The organism is Halorubrum ejinorense, assembly GCF_039522565.1.
GTDB lineage: Archaea > Halobacteriota > Halobacteria > Halobacteriales > Haloferacaceae > Halorubrum > Halorubrum ejinorense.
The window spans coordinates 332,948-349,407 of sequence record NZ_BAAADQ010000001.1 but is presented as its reverse complement, the minus strand read 5'-3'; the positions used below and the strand labels follow the sequence as shown (position 1 = coordinate 349,407).

Annotated in this window: 14 protein-coding genes; 3 read left to right on the top strand and 11 right to left on the bottom strand. The window is 69.5% G+C overall.

Features of this window, described 5'->3' with window-relative positions:
- The first annotated feature begins 88 nt into the window (after positions 1 to 88).
- Together ABDZ89_RS01810 and ABDZ89_RS01805 are read left to right on the top strand one after the other, a co-directional pair.
- On the top strand, positions 89 to 1,006 hold the full coding sequence (locus ABDZ89_RS01810; RefSeq protein WP_343776109.1) for an SDR family NAD(P)-dependent oxidoreductase: 918 nt from the start codon (positions 89 to 91) through the stop codon (positions 1,004 to 1,006).
- A 179-nt stretch (positions 1,007 to 1,185) separates the two neighbouring features.
- A complete protein-coding gene (locus ABDZ89_RS01805; protein ID WP_343776107.1) occupies positions 1,186 to 2,433 on the top strand; it encodes an RNA-guided endonuclease InsQ/TnpB family protein in 1,248 nt (415 codons plus the stop codon).
- 75 nt (positions 2,434 to 2,508) lie between these two features.
- Here the strand turns inward: ABDZ89_RS01805 and ABDZ89_RS01800 are convergent, their stop codons facing one another.
- From ABDZ89_RS01800 to pheS, 4 genes are all read right to left on the bottom strand, one after another.
- Positions 2,509 to 4,389, bottom strand: coding sequence for a cation:proton antiporter domain-containing protein (locus ABDZ89_RS01800; RefSeq protein WP_343776106.1), 1,881 nt, complete (start codon positions 4,387 to 4,389; stop codon positions 2,509 to 2,511).
- A gap of 168 nt (positions 4,390 to 4,557) precedes the next feature.
- Entirely contained in the window at positions 4,558 to 4,713 is a 156-nt protein-coding gene (locus ABDZ89_RS01795; protein ID WP_343776104.1) for a hypothetical protein, read from the bottom strand.
- Positions 4,714 to 4,829: 116 nt separating this feature from the next.
- Positions 4,830 to 6,590: a phenylalanine--tRNA ligase subunit beta gene (gene pheT, locus ABDZ89_RS01790; RefSeq protein ID WP_343776102.1), complete on the bottom strand. Its 1,761-nt coding sequence runs from the start codon at positions 6,588 to 6,590 to the stop codon at positions 4,830 to 4,832.
- Entirely contained in the window at positions 6,590 to 8,098 is a 1,509-nt protein-coding gene (pheS, locus tag ABDZ89_RS01785; protein WP_343776101.1) for a phenylalanine--tRNA ligase subunit alpha, read from the bottom strand. Before pheS ends, pheT begins: the two co-directional genes overlap by 1 nt.
- Positions 8,099 to 8,220: 122 nt before the next feature.
- Here pheS and ABDZ89_RS01780 point away from each other — a divergent pair, with 122 nt between their 5' ends.
- Positions 8,221 to 8,529 carry a HalOD1 output domain-containing protein gene (locus tag ABDZ89_RS01780; RefSeq protein ID WP_343776099.1) on the top strand — a complete coding sequence of 103 codons (309 nt, stop codon included), beginning with the start codon at positions 8,221 to 8,223 and terminating at the stop codon, positions 8,527 to 8,529.
- Between the two features lie 46 nt (positions 8,530 to 8,575).
- Here the strand turns inward: ABDZ89_RS01780 and ABDZ89_RS01775 are convergent, their stop codons facing one another.
- From ABDZ89_RS01775 to ABDZ89_RS01745, 7 genes are all read right to left on the bottom strand, one after another.
- A complete protein-coding gene (locus tag ABDZ89_RS01775) occupies positions 8,576 to 9,256 on the bottom strand; it encodes a peptidase (protein ID WP_343776097.1) in 681 nt (226 codons plus the stop codon).
- A 63-nt stretch (positions 9,257 to 9,319) separates the two neighbouring features.
- On the bottom strand, positions 9,320 to 9,970 hold the full coding sequence (locus ABDZ89_RS01770; protein WP_343776096.1) for a nucleotide-binding protein: 651 nt from the start codon (positions 9,968 to 9,970) through the stop codon (positions 9,320 to 9,322).
- Positions 9,967 to 10,749: a DUF7857 domain-containing protein gene (locus ABDZ89_RS01765; protein ID WP_343776095.1), complete on the bottom strand. Its 783-nt coding sequence runs from the start codon at positions 10,747 to 10,749 to the stop codon at positions 9,967 to 9,969. Before ABDZ89_RS01765 ends, ABDZ89_RS01770 begins: the two co-directional genes overlap by 4 nt.
- A gap of 58 nt (positions 10,750 to 10,807) precedes the next feature.
- Positions 10,808 to 11,635, bottom strand: coding sequence for a DUF7856 family protein (locus ABDZ89_RS01760; protein ID WP_425544599.1), 828 nt, complete (start codon positions 11,633 to 11,635; stop codon positions 10,808 to 10,810).
- Entirely contained in the window at positions 11,632 to 11,970 is a 339-nt protein-coding gene (locus ABDZ89_RS01755; protein ID WP_343776094.1) for a DUF7855 family protein, read from the bottom strand. Before ABDZ89_RS01755 ends, ABDZ89_RS01760 begins: the two co-directional genes overlap by 4 nt.
- Positions 11,971 to 12,069: 99 nt before the next feature.
- Entirely contained in the window at positions 12,070 to 12,393 is a 324-nt protein-coding gene (locus ABDZ89_RS01750; protein ID WP_343776091.1) for a DUF7854 family protein, read from the bottom strand.
- Complete coding sequence (locus ABDZ89_RS01745) at positions 12,394 to 16,434, bottom strand: LAGLIDADG family homing endonuclease (RefSeq protein ID WP_343776089.1); 4,041 nt, start codon at positions 16,432 to 16,434, stop codon at positions 12,394 to 12,396.
- Positions 16,435 to 16,460 lie beyond the last annotated feature (26 nt).

Below are 16,460 nucleotides of genomic sequence, written 5' to 3'. Positions count from 1 at the left end.
CCGTGCCCCCGGGCGACGCGTCGACGCCGGCGCGTCGAACGGGGCCGTCCGCGATGGGTCTCAAGTGTACTCGGCACGAACGTACCCCATGAGCCGACCAGAGGAGATCGCCGGCGTCGAGGGCGTGGACTGCGACGGGGTTCAGGCGCTCGTCACCGGCTCGACGAGCGGGATCGGACGGGCGGCGGCCCTCGCGCTCGGACGGCTCGGCGCCGACGTCATCGTTCACGGCCGCGACCGGTCCGCCGGCGACGCCGTCGTCGACGAACTCGAAGCGACCGGGTCGGACGCGCGGTTCGTGCCGGCGGACTTCGCCGACCCCGACTCGGTCCGCGACCTCGCGGCGACCGTCCGGGAAGCGACCGACGGGCTCGACGTCTTGATCAACAACGCCGGCGGCTTCTTCCGAGAGGGGCGACGGACCGACCTCGGCGTCGAGTACACGTTCCACGTGAACCACCTCGGTCCCTACCTGTTGACGGCCGAGCTCCTCGATCACCTCACCGACGGCAGCCGGGTCGTGACGACGGCCTCCGCCGCCCATCGGGGGTCCGAACTCGACCTCACGCGGGTCCGCACGGTCGAGGACTACTCGGCCACGTGGGCGTACGGGCACTCGAAGCTCGCCAACGTCCTGTTCGCGGCCGAACTCGCCAAGCGCGTCGAGACGCTCGATCGGTCCGTCGTCTCGAACAGCATCCACCCCGGAGCGATCCCCGGCAGCGGGTTCAGTCGGTTCCTCCCGGGCCCGCTGCCGCGCGCGCTTCAGGCGCTCGACGCGCTGCCGTTCGTGACGAGCGTCGCGGACGGTGCCGCCGAGCTGCTCGTTCCCGCCGTGTCGCCCGAGACGGCCGACGTCACCGGGAAGTACTTCGCCGACCGGCGACCTACCGAGCCGTCGCGGGCGGCGCGGGACGCGACCGCGGCCCGCCGCCTGTGGGAGGTGAGCGCCGATCTGCTCGGCATCGATCCGCCGCTGCCGGACGCGTCGCCGGGTTCGGAGTGACGGTTCCGCGGCCTCGCGCTCGGCGGCCTCAGCATTTTCGAGGTGGAGCCCCCGACCTCAAGGAGCAAACGGAGTGAGCGAGTAGGTCGGGGAGGAAACCGACATGGGACGACACAACCGCCACACCGCGACCGACCGACTCCCAGGCCTATAAGTACCGTCGGGTACTCTCTGAAACTATGGGTGTGCGTCGAACCGCCGTCGTGAAACTCGCCGTTTCCGACGAGCAACGCGACGCACTCCACCGAACCGCCGACCAATACCGGTATTGTGCGAACCGAACCGCCGACTACTGTTGGTCCGACACCTCCTACACTGAGTGTAAGACCAACAAGCGAGAGGTTCGTGACGCGCTCTACGCCGAACTTCGGGAGGAGACAGACCTACAGGCCCAACTTGTCCAAGCCGCTATCAAACGTGCTGTCGAAGCCGTCAAAGCGTGTGTCGAACGGTGGAAAAAGGGACAGCGCGTCTCTCAACCGACGTTCACCGCCGAAACGATGGACTACGACACACGGAGCGCGACCTTCTACCGGAACAAGGTGTCACTGGCAACTGTTGAGGGCCGAGTCGAACCCTCGTTTGTTCTCCCGGCAGACAGTCCGACGCCCTACGAGCGGTACGTACTCTCCGAGAACTATGAGTTCCGCGAGAGTACGCTTCGGTACGACGCGGCCACTGACGAGTTCTACCTCAACATTTCGACGCGGCGGACACACAGTGACGATGGGGTTTCGGAAGATACCGGGCACTCCGACCAAACGGTCCTCGGTATCGACCTCGGCGTCAACAGCCTCGCTGTGTCCTCAACCGGCACGTTTTGGCAGGGGGACGACTACGACCACTGGTGTCGTGAGTTCGAGAAGCGACGTGGTGAGATGCAACAACGCGGCACGGAGGCCGCACACAAGGCCCTGCTTCGCCTCGGGAAGCGTGAAGAAGCCTGGCGCAAACAGTACATCCACACGATCGCCAACGAACTCGTCTCGGAAGCCGTCGAACACGACTGCGACGTAATCGCGTTCGAGGAGTTGAGCGACATTCGAGAGCGGCTTCCACACGCGAAGTGGCACCACGTCTGGGCGTTCCGACGCCTGTTTGAATACGTCTCATACAAAGGCCCTGAACAGGGGGTCTCCGTGGAGCAGGTCGAGCCGAACCACACATCCCAACGCTGTTCTCGAACAGACTGTGGCTTTACGCACGACGGCAACCGCCACGGTGAACACTTCGAGTGCCAGAAATGCAGCTATGAGGTCAACGCGGATTATAACGCTGCGAAGAACATTGGTGTGCGGTACGCTCGGAAGCGACAGCACAAACTCCGTTCCTCGCCCAAGTCGGGGGACGGAGACGCACCAGTAGACGTGCGTGTGAATGGTGGGACCTTGAACGGCGAGAGTTACCAGCCTCTTGCTGGCGACTGATTGCCGGGAGTCCACATCAAAGCCCTACCCTCAAGGACCGAGGCGCATAGCGCCGAGGGAGTAGGGTAGGGTAGTTTACGCGCCGCCGACCAGTTCCATCCCCTCGCGGACGGCCTCGCGCTGCCCGAGGAGCGTGACGTGGTCGCCGCGCTCGATGACGGTGTCCGCGCCCGGGACTTCGACCGACTCCCGGTCTCCGTCGCTGATGACGGCGATCAGACAGCCGTCGGGCAGCAATGTCCCCACCTCCTTGACCTTCTTGCCGAAGAACGTCTCGTTGGTGACCTCGAGCTGTTGGACGTCGCCGTTGTGACCGACCTCGGTCATCCAGTGGGCCAGGTCCGGCCGCTCGATCTGGTTGTCGAGGGCCCACGCGGCCGACATCGCGGCCGAGATGGTTCTCACGCCTAAGTCCTCGAACGCCTCGACGTTGTCGGAGTTGTTCGCCTTCGCTAAGACGCGCTCGACGCCGAAATTCGTCTTCGATAGCTGCGCGACGAGGAGGTTCGCGTCGTCGTCACCGGTGGCGGCGACGACGATCTTGGCGTTGTCCGCCCCCGCCTTCCGCAACAGCTCCGTGTCCGTTCCGTCGCCGATGACGGTGGAGAAGCCGTCGTTTCGGAGCGATTCGACCTTCGCCTCATCGTGTTCGACGATGACGACGTTTTCGCCGCGGTCTTCGAGGCGTTCGGCGAGCGCGCGGCCCACCTGCCCGCCTCCGACGATGATGACTCTCATGGGTATGACGTTGAGGTACTGCGCGATGTAGCGTGCCAGCCCGCCCTGAACGAGGGCGGTGACGAAGATGACCAGGAACACCGTCCCGATCAGGAGGTCCGCCTGCTGTGCGAGGGCGGGGTCGTTGAGCTCGGTTGCGGCCGCCCTGAGCTCGGTGGCGAACAGCGTCGCGACCGACGCCGGGATGATCCCGCGCGGTCCGATGGCGCTGATGAACAGTCGCTCCGAGAGGGTGAACCGATCGCCGATCGTGGAGACGAACACGAGGAGCGGCCGGATCACGACGGCGATGACGACGACCACCCCGAGCCCGGCGAGCCCCACGTCGAATATCGCCGCCGGCGGCAACTGGGCGGCGAGCGCGATGAACACGAACGACAACACGAGCAGCGTGATGTCGCCTTTGAAGTCGGTGATCTCCTCTTTGTACGGGACGTCTAAGTTCCCGAGAGCGAGGCCCGCGGTGGCGGCGGCCGCGACGCCGGCCTCGCTCGCTAGCTGGTTCGCGCCGGCGAACGCGGCCAGCGCGCCGGCGAGCACGAGCAGCCGCGCGTTCCGCGGCGCCGCGCCGGGCGAGAGGTCGACGTACCGGAGCAGGTAGTAGAGGACGCCCGCGACGACGAGACCGACGAGGAGGCCGCCGCCGAGCCGGAGCGCGAAGCCGCGGACGAGCCCCTCTGCGGCGACCGTCGGGTTCACGGCCTCGAAGAGCACGACGGCCGTGATCGCGGCCGTCACGTCGTTGACGATCCCCTCGGTCTCGAGGACGGCCGCGACTTGGTCCCTGACCGGGACGACCTCGAGGATCGGAGAGATGACCGTCGGTCCCGTGGCGACGAGCAGCGCGCCGATCACGAACGAGAGCGCCCAGGGTAACCCCTCGAGGAACCGGACCGCAACCGCGGTGCCGACCAGCGCGATGGCGGCGCCGATCGTCACGAGCCGAACCGCCGCCCGCGGCGCCTTCTGGATGCGCTCGAACTCCAGGTGGAAGGCGCCCTCGAACACGATGATCGCGACCGCGAGCCCGACGATCGCCGGGAGGGAGCTCCCGAAGGTCTCGCTGGTCACGATTCCGAGTCCCGGTCTCCCGATTATCACCCCGACCAACAGGAAGAAGATGATACTCGGTACTCGGAGCCGAGCCGCGAGGATCTGTGCGAGGACGCCGAGTCCGATGATCCCCGCGACCAGTGGAATCAGGAACTCCTGTGCCACACTGGGTTCACCTGTGTGAACGTCTACTACTGCGCCGGAATAAAAGACGGTTGATGCGTCGCCCCGCGACCGGTCGGAACCGCGATCCGCCCGCGACGCGCTCCCGCCGCGGCGACGGCGAGCGGACTCTGAACCGGACTGCTGCCGCCCGCCCGCGGTGCCGTCGGCCTACCGCGCCGGCGAGCGCGCGTCGTCGGTCGAGTCCGTCGACACGGACCGCACCGCGTCCCAGCCCCTGACACAGGCGCCACACAGGTAGTACGCGAAGCCGTCGACGTCACGGTGCGTGAGCGAGGCGTCGATACCGCATCTCTCACAGTTCATGCCCGGTCAGTTCTCCATCGGGAATATATGTCTTCTGTTCGCGAACTCGTCCGTGATAATACGTGATAGAACCGACGGAACGGAAGTTCCGATCTCCGCCGTTCCACCGCGGTCGCTCAGTTGAGCGCGTCGAGGTCGAACTCGAAGGCGGCGACCGGCACCTCCAGGTCGTGCTCGACGAGCACCGCGGGGTGGAGTTCGCCGATCACGCCGGCGCGCTCGCCGTCGATCACGACGCTCGCGACGCGACCATCGATGAACGAGGGATGGTCGGTCGGGGGCGTCTCCACGTCGACGCCGAAGTCGCTACAGAGCGCCTGTAGCCGGCCCTTCGCGACCTCGTAGGAGGCGTCGCGGCGGGCGACCGCCCCGGCCACGTGCCGCGATTCGGCGACGCTCGTGTTCTCGTCGCCGTCGCGCTCGGCGACGAAGCCGACCTCGGCGACGTCCTGCGGGTAGGCGTTGTGGGTGTTCCGCTCTAACAGCATCACGAGCGACGGGAGCGCCCAGCTGCGCAGTTGGGTGTACTCCTCGCTGTACGGCTCCGTGATCTCGACCGGATCCCCGCCGCCGAAGACGCCGGCGCCGTCGACCGCGGCGCCGCCGGTGCCCGGCTCGACGCGCATCCGTTCGTAGTTCTCCTCGCCGCTCGTCATGTGGAAATTCAGCAGGTCCTCGAAGCCGAGGCCGACGAGGCTCGTCCGGACCGCGTCCTCTAGCCGCGAGCGCTCGTGGCGGCCGCCGACGGTGCCCACGTCCGGGTAGCGCGGCTCCAAGTTGTCGAACCCGTACGCCCGCCCCACGTCGTCGACGAGGTCGAGCGGGTGGAGCACGTCGACGCGGTACGGCGGGATCGATACCTCGTAGGTCACGTCCTCACCGAGCGTGTAGCTCGCGTCCAGCCCGGCGCGCTCGAAGCAGTCGACGACCTCCTCGGGCTCGAAGTCGACCCCGAGCAGCGTCTCGATCCGGTCGTGTGCCACCGACTTCTCGTCGACGTCGAGGTTCGGACGAACGAGTTCTGCCCCGTACTCGCTCGGGTGCGTCGCGCCGTCGGCGTAGTTCACCTCGACCTCCTCGATCGTCGCGCCGCGGGCCGACAGGGCGTAACAGATGATCGTACACATCTTGTCGATCGTCCACTGGTCGGTGCCGGTGAGCTCGACGAGCAGTTCCCGGGAGCCGGTCGTCACCTCCGTCCGCTTCCCGTTGATGACCGGCGGGAACGAGAACAGGCCCAGCTCGTCGTAGATCGCGGGGTAGCGGTCGAGGTCGGCGACGAGGTCGGCGTAGGTCTCGCCCGTGGCGTGCTCGGTGAGCACCTCGGCGGGGGTCAGCTCGTCGTTCGCGTCCAGCGGCACGAACGGCGCGCCGTCGGGGTCGACGCCGCGGTAGGTGATCGAGCGCTCCGCGCCCTCCTGGAGCGGCGCGCCCTTCACCATCGCGAGGTCGTGGATCCCGATCGCGCCCTTCGCGCGGCCGCGCCCCATCGTCGCGTGGAGCTTCTCTTGGAGCTGGATCAGCGACTCCAGCGCCGCCTCGTCGAGGTCGACGCCGCGGACCACGGCCCCGGTGACGTACGGCCGCTCGTCGGGCACCGACTCGTCGACCTCGATGGTCCACTCGGGGTCGTTCGTGTTCGGCACGTACACGCCGCGCGCGTCGCCGTAGTGGTACCGCAGTGAGCGCGCGACGCCCTCGACGGAGAGCCGGTCGAGCCGGTCGGGCGCGAACTCGAACTGGTACTGCCCCTCCTCGGTCTCGCCTTCGAACTCCAAGCCGAGCCCGAACAGGTCCGCCTTGAGGTCGTCGTCCGACAGGTCCTCGTGACCGGTGAGCTCGCGGAGTTCGTCGGGGTCGACGTCGACGACGGGCATCAGTAGCTCACCTCCGCGTTCCGCAGGAAGTCGATGTCGGCCAGGGTCCCGTGGAGGTCGCGGATGTCCTCCGCGCCCGTGGTCAACATCGCGAGCCGCTCTAAGGCGAGTCCCCACGCCATCACGTCGCAGTCGACGCCGAGCGGGCCGGTGACCTCCTCGCGGAAGACGCCGGAGTTACCGATCTCGATCTCCTCGCCAGTCTCCGGGTGTTCGCCGAACAGCTCGAAGGAGGGCTCGGTGTAGGGGTTGTAGTGCGGCTTGAACCGGATGTCGGTGATCCCGAACTGCCGGTAGAACTCCTCGAAGGTGCCCATGAGGTCACGCACCGACAGGTCCTCCGCCATCACCCACCCTTCGATCTGGAAGAACTCCAGTAAGTGCGTGGGGTCCAAGGTGTCGTTCCGGTACACCTTCTCGACCGAGAAGTACCGCTGGGGCGGCTCCAGGTCGGCGCCCGCGATCCCCGAGAGGTAACGCATCGACAGCGACGTGGTGTGGCCGCGCAGGGCGACCTCGCGAGCGAAGTCCTCGGACCACGGGGAGTGGTAGCCGTCGCCGTCGTCCCCCCAGCCGTCGCGGTGGGCCGCCTCGACGCGGTCGATCAGCTCCGCCGGGATCGACTCCATCGGGTCCACGTCGAGCGCGAAGCGGTCCCAGTGGGTCCGCGCCGGGTGGTCTTGGGGCATGAACAGGCAGTCGTTGATCCAGAAGTCGGCGTCAGCGTGGGGTCCCTCCATCTCCTGGAAGCCCATGCCGACCAGCACGTCCTTCACGCGGTCCGCCGTCCGGCGGAGCACGTGCTTGCGGCCGCCGCGAGCGGTCTCCGCCTCGGCCTCGACGTTGTACTCGGCGAACTCCACGTCGCGCCACTCGCCGCTGGCGAGCAGTTCCGGCGTGAGCGCCCCCACCGTCTCGGTCGCCTCGACGCCCATCATCAGCGCGTCGACGCCGTCGTCGGTGAGCCGAACCGTCCGCGTGACCGACTCGCCGCGGTCGACGAGCCCGCGGGAGTCCAACTGGTCGAGCACCGCCTCGTCGACGCCGGGGTCGCCGCTGCCGGCCAGCGCCGCGAGCGCCGTCGCCTCCGCGTCCCCGTCCGGGTCGGCGTCGGGGTCGACCGAGAGCTCGCCGCTCTCGACGGTGCCGAACCCCTTGCGCGCGAAGTTCGCGAGCGCGATGTCGACCTCCGGACCGTCGAGGTCGGCCTCGCCGATGACGGCCCCCATCGAGACCGGCTCGGCGCCGGCGCCGGCGTCGAGCCCGGCCCGGTAGAGCCGCGTCTCGGGGAGCCCGGCGTCGACGTAGGTCCGCCCCTCGTCGGTGAGTTCGAGCGTCTCGTCGGTTACCGACCCGACCTCGACGAGCCCTTCGTCCGCGAGGTCGAACGCCGCCCCGGCGACCGTTTCGGGCTTCGTGTCGGTCTCGGCGGCGATCTCCGCTACCGTCCGCTCGTCCGTCGCGCTCGCGGCCTCGAGGACCGCGAGCTGTCGTTTCGGGAGTCGCATTCGAGTTGTCTCTACACGCGTGCGGCTGGTTGGTAACGGTTCCGGGACCGCGCCGCCGCCCGAGACTCACTTCTGATAAACTGAACGACCAGTTTATGTGGTCTGCCGGAGTGTCGGCATGTATGAGCAGCGCAACAGCCGGATCGAGCGATTCCGGTTCGGTACCCGAGACGGCCCGCGTCCGTCACGGCGGCGACGGTCCCGCGCCCAGCCTCGCCGTCGTCGAAGCGATCGCCGACCTCGCCGGGGTCGAACCCGCCGACCTTCTCGAAGAAGAGGGCGTGGTGCTGTACGACCACGTCGACCCGGACGCCCTAGACGCCGTCGTCGCCGGCCGGCCCGACAGCGACGTCGACGTCTCGCTTTCGGTCGCGGGCTACGACGTCACCGTCGGCCCCGACTCCGCCGTCGCCCGACAGACGCAGAGCTGAGTCACGGGCCGACACCACCGACTCCGTCCCTCTCCGCTCTTTCCTCTCACTCCGACCCGTCGGTCCGCTCGCGGAGCCGCGCGATTCGGTCGCCGAGCGGCGGCTGGACCTCGAACCACGTCGACCAGTCTCCGGTCTGGGGCTCGACGCCGCGGCGCTCCGCGACGCGCTCGAACGCGTCGGCGACGTGGTCGGCGCCGACCGCGTCCGCGGCGCGGGCGTCAGCCGCGTACTGGACCCGCCGGCCGGCCCAGAAGGAGACGAGGCCGACGCTGATCACTGTCAGGAATCCCGCTTCGAACGGGACGAGCGTCGTCACGACCGCCGCCAGCGCCGCCAACACGCCGCCGACGGCGACCGCCCGGAACTCGGCGTAGTACGTCGCCACTCGGCCGGCCTCCGCCGCGAACAGGCCGATCGCGACGTCCTCGTCGAGGCCGGTGAGCACGTCCTCGGTGAGGAACAACACCCGCCGTCGGGGCGGTCCCCGGACGGACACCTCGGCGGGACCGGCGTTCTCGCTCCCGTCACCGTCCGATCCGACGGGTTCGATCGCGATCCGCTCGACGTCGAGACCGCCGGGCTCCGCCAGCGCCGCGATCTGCGCGCGCTCCGCGGGCGTCGGGTCCCGCAGGTCGCGGAACCTGTCGGCCGCGTACAGCGGGCCGACCGAGACCGCGATCGCCGCGACGACGGCGACTCCGAAGACGAACGCGACCGTGAGCATCGCTCTCGCCGAGGGGTCGCGGCGGGTAAAAGGACGCGATGTCGCGACGCCTCGCCCGTCCGCTCACTCCGGGACGCGGCGCGCCAGCGACCGAACGGCTGTTGCGGCGTCGCTGTCGGGGGCAGTGACCGCGACGGGTCGCTCCGCCGCCACCGACCGACCGACGCGCGGGTCGGCCGGCACCACCTCGACGGGCGCCCCGAGCGCGTCGCCGATCGCGTCCACCGGCGGAGGCTCAGTCACCCGGTTGACCGCGCAGCCGACCAGCCCGGCGTCGAGTTCGCGGGCGAGCTCCCGGGTCCGGATCGCGTCTGCCAGCGCGAACGCCCGCGGCGAGACGACGAGGAGACAGGCGTCCGCGACCGCGAGCGGCACGCCCGCGTCCGCCCGCCGCCCGGCCGGACAGTCGAGGACGACGGTCCCGAACTCGCGTTCGATCGCCTCGACCGCCTCCGCCAGCCGCGTCAGGTCCGCTGCGCGCGCGCCGGCCAGCGTCCGTCCGCAGGGGACGACGTCGACCGGTCCGGGTCGGACTGCCTCGGCCGGGTCTGCGGCGCCGGCGAGCACGTCGTGGAGGTCGGGACCGCGACCGCTCGGCAGGTCGGCCATCCCGAGGTCGGCGTCGACGACCGCCGCGTCGAGTTCGGCGGCGACGTTGTACGCGAGCGTCGTCTTCCCGACGCCGCCCTTCCCGCCGGCCACCGCGAGGATCACGCCAGCGCCTCCAGCGCCTCGGTCGGGACCTCGCTCTCGTCGGCGCGCTCGGCCAGCGCCGCGGCGCGGTCGCGGACCGCCTTCAGGCGCTCGGCGTCGGCCGCGACGCGCTCGTCGAGTCCCTCAATCGCGTCGAGGCCACCGGCCTCCTCGACGACCGCCGTCGCCGTCGCGAGGTCCGCGCCCGTCAGCCGCTCCGCCTGTTCGATCCGCGCCTCGACGGCAGCGAACCACGCCTCGATCTCGGCGGGAATCGCCGCGTTCGGCCGCTCTTCCGTGGTCGCGACCGGATCGGAACCGCCCTCGCCGACCGGTTCCGCGCGCTCTCCGTCGCCCTCGTCGCGTCCGGGATCGGCTCCGTCCGACCCGCGTTCGTCGTGATCGACCGCTTCCGCCCCAGCGACGGCTCGACGCGGCGGACGGTGGTCCGCGAGGTCTCGAACCGCCGTCTGAACGGAGGCCGTTTCGCCTTGTCTCGCCGCCTGCCCGTCAGCCGCCCCGGGCGTCGCGGGCGCCACGCCCGCGATCTCCACCGGCGGCTCGACCGGGTCCGCAAGGGTCGCGAACCCGAACGTCTCGCGCTCGCCGGGATCGATCACCGCCGTCACGCCTCCGGCGTCCCACCCCGCCTCGGGGACGCCGCCGCGCCGCGGCGGGAGCACCGCTCCGTCCAGCCGGCTCTCGATCCGGACTCGCCTCGGGACCGCCTCGTCGTTGCGCACTCTGACGCCGACGAGCGACGCGTCGCCCTCGCGGTCGACGGACCAGTCGAGTTCCATGCGCCGGGTCCCGCGGAATCGTACGTAAACGTCCGGGCGAAACGTCCGGTTCGCGATCTCAGTGCCCGTCGGATCTCCCGGCTCCGACCGACGCGAGTGATTCGCCTCTCACCCGGACCGGACTCGCTCGAAGCAGCGCCCTCGCGTTCCGCTTCGACGCCTCGACCGCTCGCGCCGCCTCGCCGCGCAGTTCGACGGCGCCGTCGAGCGCCGCGACCCTCACGGCAGCGAGCGACGCGGCGATCGGATCGCCGTCGTACGCGCCGGGGTCGTCGCCGGCCGCGTCGGGATCCCCGCCCGGGACGACCGCGAGCGCCTCCCGGAACTCCGGGTACACCGACGCGGCGAGTTCGCGGCGAGCGTCGCGCCGCCGGTTCCGAAGCCGGTCGCGGAGCCGCAGTCGGCGCCGGCGTTCGTCGCGGGCGCGCGCCGCCTCGGCCCGTGCGCGTTCGAGCGCCTGTTCGGCGGCGATCGCCTCAGTCTGTGCGGCCGACAGCTCGGCGGCGGCGGACTCTAACTCGTCGAGCGCGGCCTCCTCGTCGGCGTCGACCGCGCGACGCGCCCGCGCGTCACCGCGGAGCGTCGCGACCCGCTCTTTCAGCCGCTCGGTCTCGCCCGTCGCCTCCGCGACTCGCCGCCGCGCCGCCGTCAGGTCCACCGACTTCACGTCGATGTCCGCGAGTTCCGCCTCGATCTCGACGATCTCTGCCGCCACCGACGCGGTTCGGCCCCGCGAACGAGCGGCCGCCGCGAGCTGCCGTCGGAGCCCTGCGTCGGTCGGGAGCCGGCCGATCACCTCGCTCGGTTCCGGGGGCACTCGGGCGGGAGTCAAGCCCTCGTCTCGGTCCGCGTTCGAATCACCCGGCGTCGACGCGTCCCCGGTCACAGCTCCCGGTCGCGCATCGCCTCCGGGTCCGGGTGATCGGTGCCCGCGGCGAAGGCGGCGTACGGCGTCGCCTTCGCGGAGCGGTCCGCGTAGGCCGCGGCTGCCTCGCGGACCGCCGGCTCGACGGCGACGAACTCGTTGAACGGCTCGGTGCGCTCGATCTGAACGTCCCCGCCGTGTGACTCCCGCAGCCGCAGGGCGAGGAACGCGGCGTACTCCGTCTCGTCGAACAGCGCGGCGCGACCGAACCGCCGCGCGACGACCGACTCGTGGCGGCGACACAGGTTTCGAAGACCGGTTCGGGCGGCCGCCGAGTAGGTCACGACCAACAACACGCCCGCCGGTGGTCGATTTCGGAATTTATCGGTTCCGGACCCGAACGTTTCAGTCGCGTTCAGCGACGCTCCGACGCCACGCGCGACCGGAGTCGACGCTCAGACCCGATCAACGTCGAATTCGAGGGATTCCGGGTCATCCTCTCCGTTCTCGCCGTCGCTCGGGTGACCCTCGTCCGAATCGACGCCGCTCACCGCGAGGACGCGCTCGCGCGCCGCCGGCTCGGAGGGGGCGACGACGACCGTGCCGTCGACGGCGTCGTCGCCGACCGCACGGAACACGTCGTCGTCGCCGTCGAACTCGGTGGCGTACGTCCGGAGCACGGCCGCGACGCGCCGCTCGGTCGCGGCGAGGTCCGCGTCCCCGTTCTCGAACTCGCGGAGGGCGTCTTCGACGTTCCGTATCGCGGAGATGCGGTCCATCTACGTCGTCCGGAGGTGCCCCTGCTTGGGCTCGTACACTTCGCCTTTCGTGCGGAGCTTCTCGATCTCCTGTTCCGCCTTCCCGGGGTCCATCCCGATCTCGCCCGCGCGGTCGAGCACCTCGTCGACGGGCGCGCCCTGCTCGTACTCCTCTTCGACGTCCGCGATGAGCCCCTTGATGTTCTTGATGCGGTCGCGCTGGCTCTTCGAGGTGCCCGTCTCGACCACGTCGGCGTCGAACTGCCCGGTCTCCGGGTCGACGCCGATGTCCTTGAGACACGACTCGACGATGTCGGTCGCCCGCTCCGCGTCCTCGCGCTCGACGGTGTCCGAGAGGCGGACCCGCGCGCTCGCCTCCGAGAGCCGCACCATCGCCTCCAGCTTCCGCGCGGTGACCGGCACCGGCGCGTCCTCGTCGGCCCCCTTCGAACGGAGGTCGACGTAGAACTCCTCGATGATGTCTTTCGCCTCGTCCGTCATCGTCGGGAAACAGGAGCGCTTCGCGTGAGCGATGTACTTCCGAAGCAGCTCCGCGTCGATCTCCGGTGCCACCTCCTGGGTGACCGCGTCGACCTCCTCGGCGGTGAACTCCGAGGAGGGGACCTCCGCCCGCTGGGTGTTGAGCTCGCCGGCGTAGTTCGTCTTGATGATGTGTTTCGCCAGCCGCGAGTCGTGTTCCGCGTCCGGGCTGTCCGTCACCGTGAAGATCAGGTCGAACCGCGAGATGAGCGCGGGCTCTAAGTCGATCTGCTCGCCGATCGGCTCGTACTGGTCGAACCGGCCGTACTTCGGGTTCGCCGCGCCGAGCAGGGAACACCGCGCCTTCAGCGTCGCGTTGATCCCCGCCTTCGAGACGGAGATTTTCTGCTGTTCGAGCCCCTCGTGCATCGCGGAGCGGTCCGAGGAGTTGTGAACGACGAGCCCGTTCGCGACGAAGTTGTGCGTCCCTTCGACCGTCAGATCGTACACCCGCGGCCGCTCCCCGTCGTCGATCCGTGTCAGTATGGACCGCAGTTCCGCTTCGACGGCGTCGACCTCCTCGGCGACGGCCTCGCGCACGTCGTCGAGCCGATCCGTTTCGACGGCGCCGGACAGCCAGCGCGACACGGTCGCCTGCGTCACGTCCAGTCTCGACGCCACGTCCGCCTGACTGATCCCGTACGCGTCGAGCGCCGCCGACAGCTCCGCCCGCGTCTCGCTGACCGGACCGGGGTCGAGCAGGTCGCGAGCGCGTTGTTCGGCCGTCTCAACCGGTCCCCCGATGACGTCGGCGAGGCGCTGCCGGAGCACCTCGCCGCGGTGTTCGGTCGATTCCGGCGGCACCGTCTCGACCGACTCGACCTGTCGCCACTTCACGTCGCCGCGGACGAACTCGCGGAGGTCCCCGAGGTCGGTCGCCGCAACTTCGGTCAGCACCTCCCGGAGCCGGTCCGTCACCGTCCGGCGGACTTCCTCGCTTTCGCCCCACCCGCCGGAAATACGTTGCTGTGACAGCGTCGTCCCATCGGCCAACTCGGACTGCGAGACGTGGTATCGGTGCCGCAGTTCCGAGAGCGCCTCCCACGTCGGGCCCGCGTCGAGCGGGCCGACGTCGTCGGCCGCGCGCTCCCGGCGTTCCTCGAACGCCGCGAATATCCGCTCGGCGCGGTGGAGCGAGACGTTCGCGGCCCCGCTCTCGAAGTCGTGATAGGTGACCGGATTCACGCCGCACTCGCGCTGGTGAAGCCGGAGGGAGTCGCGACACCGCGCGAGCACGTCGTCGACCTCCGGGACCACGTCGAGGATCGTGCGACCGCCGCCGGCCGCGTCGACGACGCGGTCGAGCGCCTCCGCCTTTCGCGTGGCCGTGAACCCGACGTACCGCCGGAACGCCGCGAGCGAGTCGGCGTCGGTCACCGCGAGGTAGTACACGTCGCGGCCCCCGTCCCGCTCGCGGTGCTGGAGCTGGCTCGACACGCCGAACCCTAAGAGGAGGTTCCGCGCGCCATTCAGCAGGTCTCGGCTCGCAGACGCGATCCGAACGTTGCCGGCCGACTCGTCGACGTGCCCCTCGCTGTCGGCGAGCGCCCGGACGAACGCGGCCTTCGCCGCGCGGCTTCCGGTCGAGACGGCGGTCGGGAAGCACTTCTCGTCGTACCGACCGAGGTTCATCCCAGCGTCGAGGACGGCGTCGGCGTGTTCCTTCCCGGTGACGCGGACCGTCTCGACGCCGTCGTCGCGCTGTTCGCTCGGCGGTCGCACTGGCTCCGCGTCGAACGCCGCCCGCGCCGCGCGCTCGAAGTCGTCCAGCAGTTCCTCGTCCGCGTTGGTGAACCGGACGCCGTAGACGCCTTCGTCGCGGTCGTAGAAGACGTTCCCGTCGCCGGAGAGGTACCCGATGACGCTCGCCGTGGCGGCGTCGACGTCCTCCCCATCGACGGGCTCGGCCGCTGGCCCACTCCCGCCGCTCGCGGCTACCGCTCCGCCGTCCGCCGCCTTCGTCGGAAGCCTTCGTGGGACGTACACCCAGTCGCCGTCGTCGAGCGCGGCCGCCTCGCGCTCGACGCGCTCCCCGTCATCGAGGACGAAAAACGGGTGGTCGGCGGTCGCGGTCAGCGACTCGCCCGTCTCCGTCGTGACCCGGGTCAGCTCCGACGGCGCGTCGTACTCGTGCACCGCGGAGACGGACCGCTCCACGAGGTTCCCGTCTTCGTCCATCGACCAGACGTCGAGGTCGACGTCGTGGACGCGGCGACCGTTCGAGAGGTCTTCGATGTCGCCGTCCTCGGCCGCCTCTCGCGCCAGTTCGTCGATGCGCTCGACGCGGCCGTCGGCGAGCGAGACCAGCGTGTCGCCCGTGACGCAGTCCATCTTATCCAGCTCGTCGACTGCGGCGATCCCCTTGTCGGCGAGGACGAGCGCGCCGGCTTCGAGCGACCACTGCTGGCCGTCACCGAAGTCGTCGCGGACGGCGGCGGCCGTGAGCCCCGCCGCGGACGACCCCTTCCCGGAGGTGTACACCGAACGGGGCGCGATGTTTTCTACGTACGAAATCATCTGAGATTTACCGGTTCCGGGGTCGCCAATAAGGAGCATGTGGAGGTCGCCGCGGATCCGGGAGCCGTCGGGGAGGTGTTTGGTGACGCCGGAGAACAGCTGGAGGATCATCGCGAGCTTCTCCTCCTCGTAGCCGTAGATGGCCGGGGCGATGGAGCCGACCATCGCCTCGTAGATGTCGTCGCGCTCGGAGAGCTCGATGATGTCGCGTTTGTCCGCCTCCGTGATGTCCATGTCCTCGAACTCCTCGTCCTCGATGGAGATGGAGACGCCGTCCATGTACAGGTCGAAGATGGCGGACTTCTCGTTGCCCTGCTCGACCTGCTCGATGTGGAGGACGCCGACGCAGGTGACGTGGTCGCCGGGGCTCACCTCTCCCGTGATGTCGTCGACGATGTCCACGTCGAGCGACTGGGGCGTCTCGCCGCCGCGCAGGCCCTCGGGGGACTCCTGGATGCGGAGCTTCTGGGAGTCGACGAACTCGGACTGATCGAAGTTGACGCGGAAGGGACCCTGTCGCTCACAGCCTTGGCACTCGTGTGGCTCCTGAAAGCCGCCGTCGGACTGCGGGATATACGTCATCGTGCCGCAGCGCTGGCACTCGAAGGCGGCCTCGGTCACCTTCGGGCGCACGTCGGTGGCCTTCCGGACGATGCCCTGGACCGAGACCAGCTTGCCGATGTGGTCGTCGTGGACGCGGATGCCGCGGATGTCGACGCTGTCGGGGAGGTCCTCGATGCGGACGTGTGCGCGGCCGAGATTGACGTCCGCGGGGAGGTCGTAGAGCCGCAGCGCCTCCTCGGCGTACTCGCGCATCTGGTCCGGCTTGCTCTGGAAGTCCTCGGCGAGGTCGCGGTCGAACTGAAAGAGATCGTCGTAGGAGACGTACAGCGAGCGCTGCTCGTTGGGGTACCGCTGGGCGAGCTGTCCGATCTCCTCGCGGTAGTAGTTACGGTAGAACTGAATGAACCGCTCCGTGAGGTCCTGGGTGCCGGCCTGAGCCATTGCGACACCACTTCGTCGGCATCACG

Excerpts from the sequence above, each read along its gene's own strand:
- ABDZ89_RS01810 (WP_343776109.1), top strand. The coding sequence starts at position 89 with ATGAGCCGACCAGAGGAGATCGCCGGCGTCGAGGGCGTGGACTGCGAC.
- ABDZ89_RS01805 (WP_343776107.1), top strand. The coding sequence starts at position 1,186 with ATGGGTGTGCGTCGAACCGCCGTCGTGAAACTCGCCGTTTCCGACGAG.
- ABDZ89_RS01795 (WP_343776104.1), bottom strand. The coding sequence starts at position 4,713 with ATGAACTGTGAGAGATGCGGTATCGACGCCTCGCTCACGCACCGTGAC.
- pheT (WP_343776102.1), bottom strand. The coding sequence starts at position 6,590 with ATGCCCGTCGTCGACGTCGACCCCGACGAACTCCGCGAGCTCACCGGT.
- pheS (WP_343776101.1), bottom strand. The coding sequence starts at position 8,098 with ATGCGACTCCCGAAACGACAGCTCGCGGTCCTCGAGGCCGCGAGCGCG.
- ABDZ89_RS01780 (WP_343776099.1), top strand. The coding sequence starts at position 8,221 with ATGAGCAGCGCAACAGCCGGATCGAGCGATTCCGGTTCGGTACCCGAG.
- ABDZ89_RS01775 (WP_343776097.1), bottom strand. The coding sequence starts at position 9,256 with ATGCTCACGGTCGCGTTCGTCTTCGGAGTCGCCGTCGTCGCGGCGATC.
- ABDZ89_RS01765 (WP_343776095.1), bottom strand. The coding sequence starts at position 10,749 with ATGGAACTCGACTGGTCCGTCGACCGCGAGGGCGACGCGTCGCTCGTC.
- ABDZ89_RS01750 (WP_343776091.1), bottom strand. The coding sequence starts at position 12,393 with ATGGACCGCATCTCCGCGATACGGAACGTCGAAGACGCCCTCCGCGAG.
- ABDZ89_RS01745 (WP_343776089.1), bottom strand. The coding sequence starts at position 16,434 with ATGGCTCAGGCCGGCACCCAGGACCTCACGGAGCGGTTCATTCAGTTC.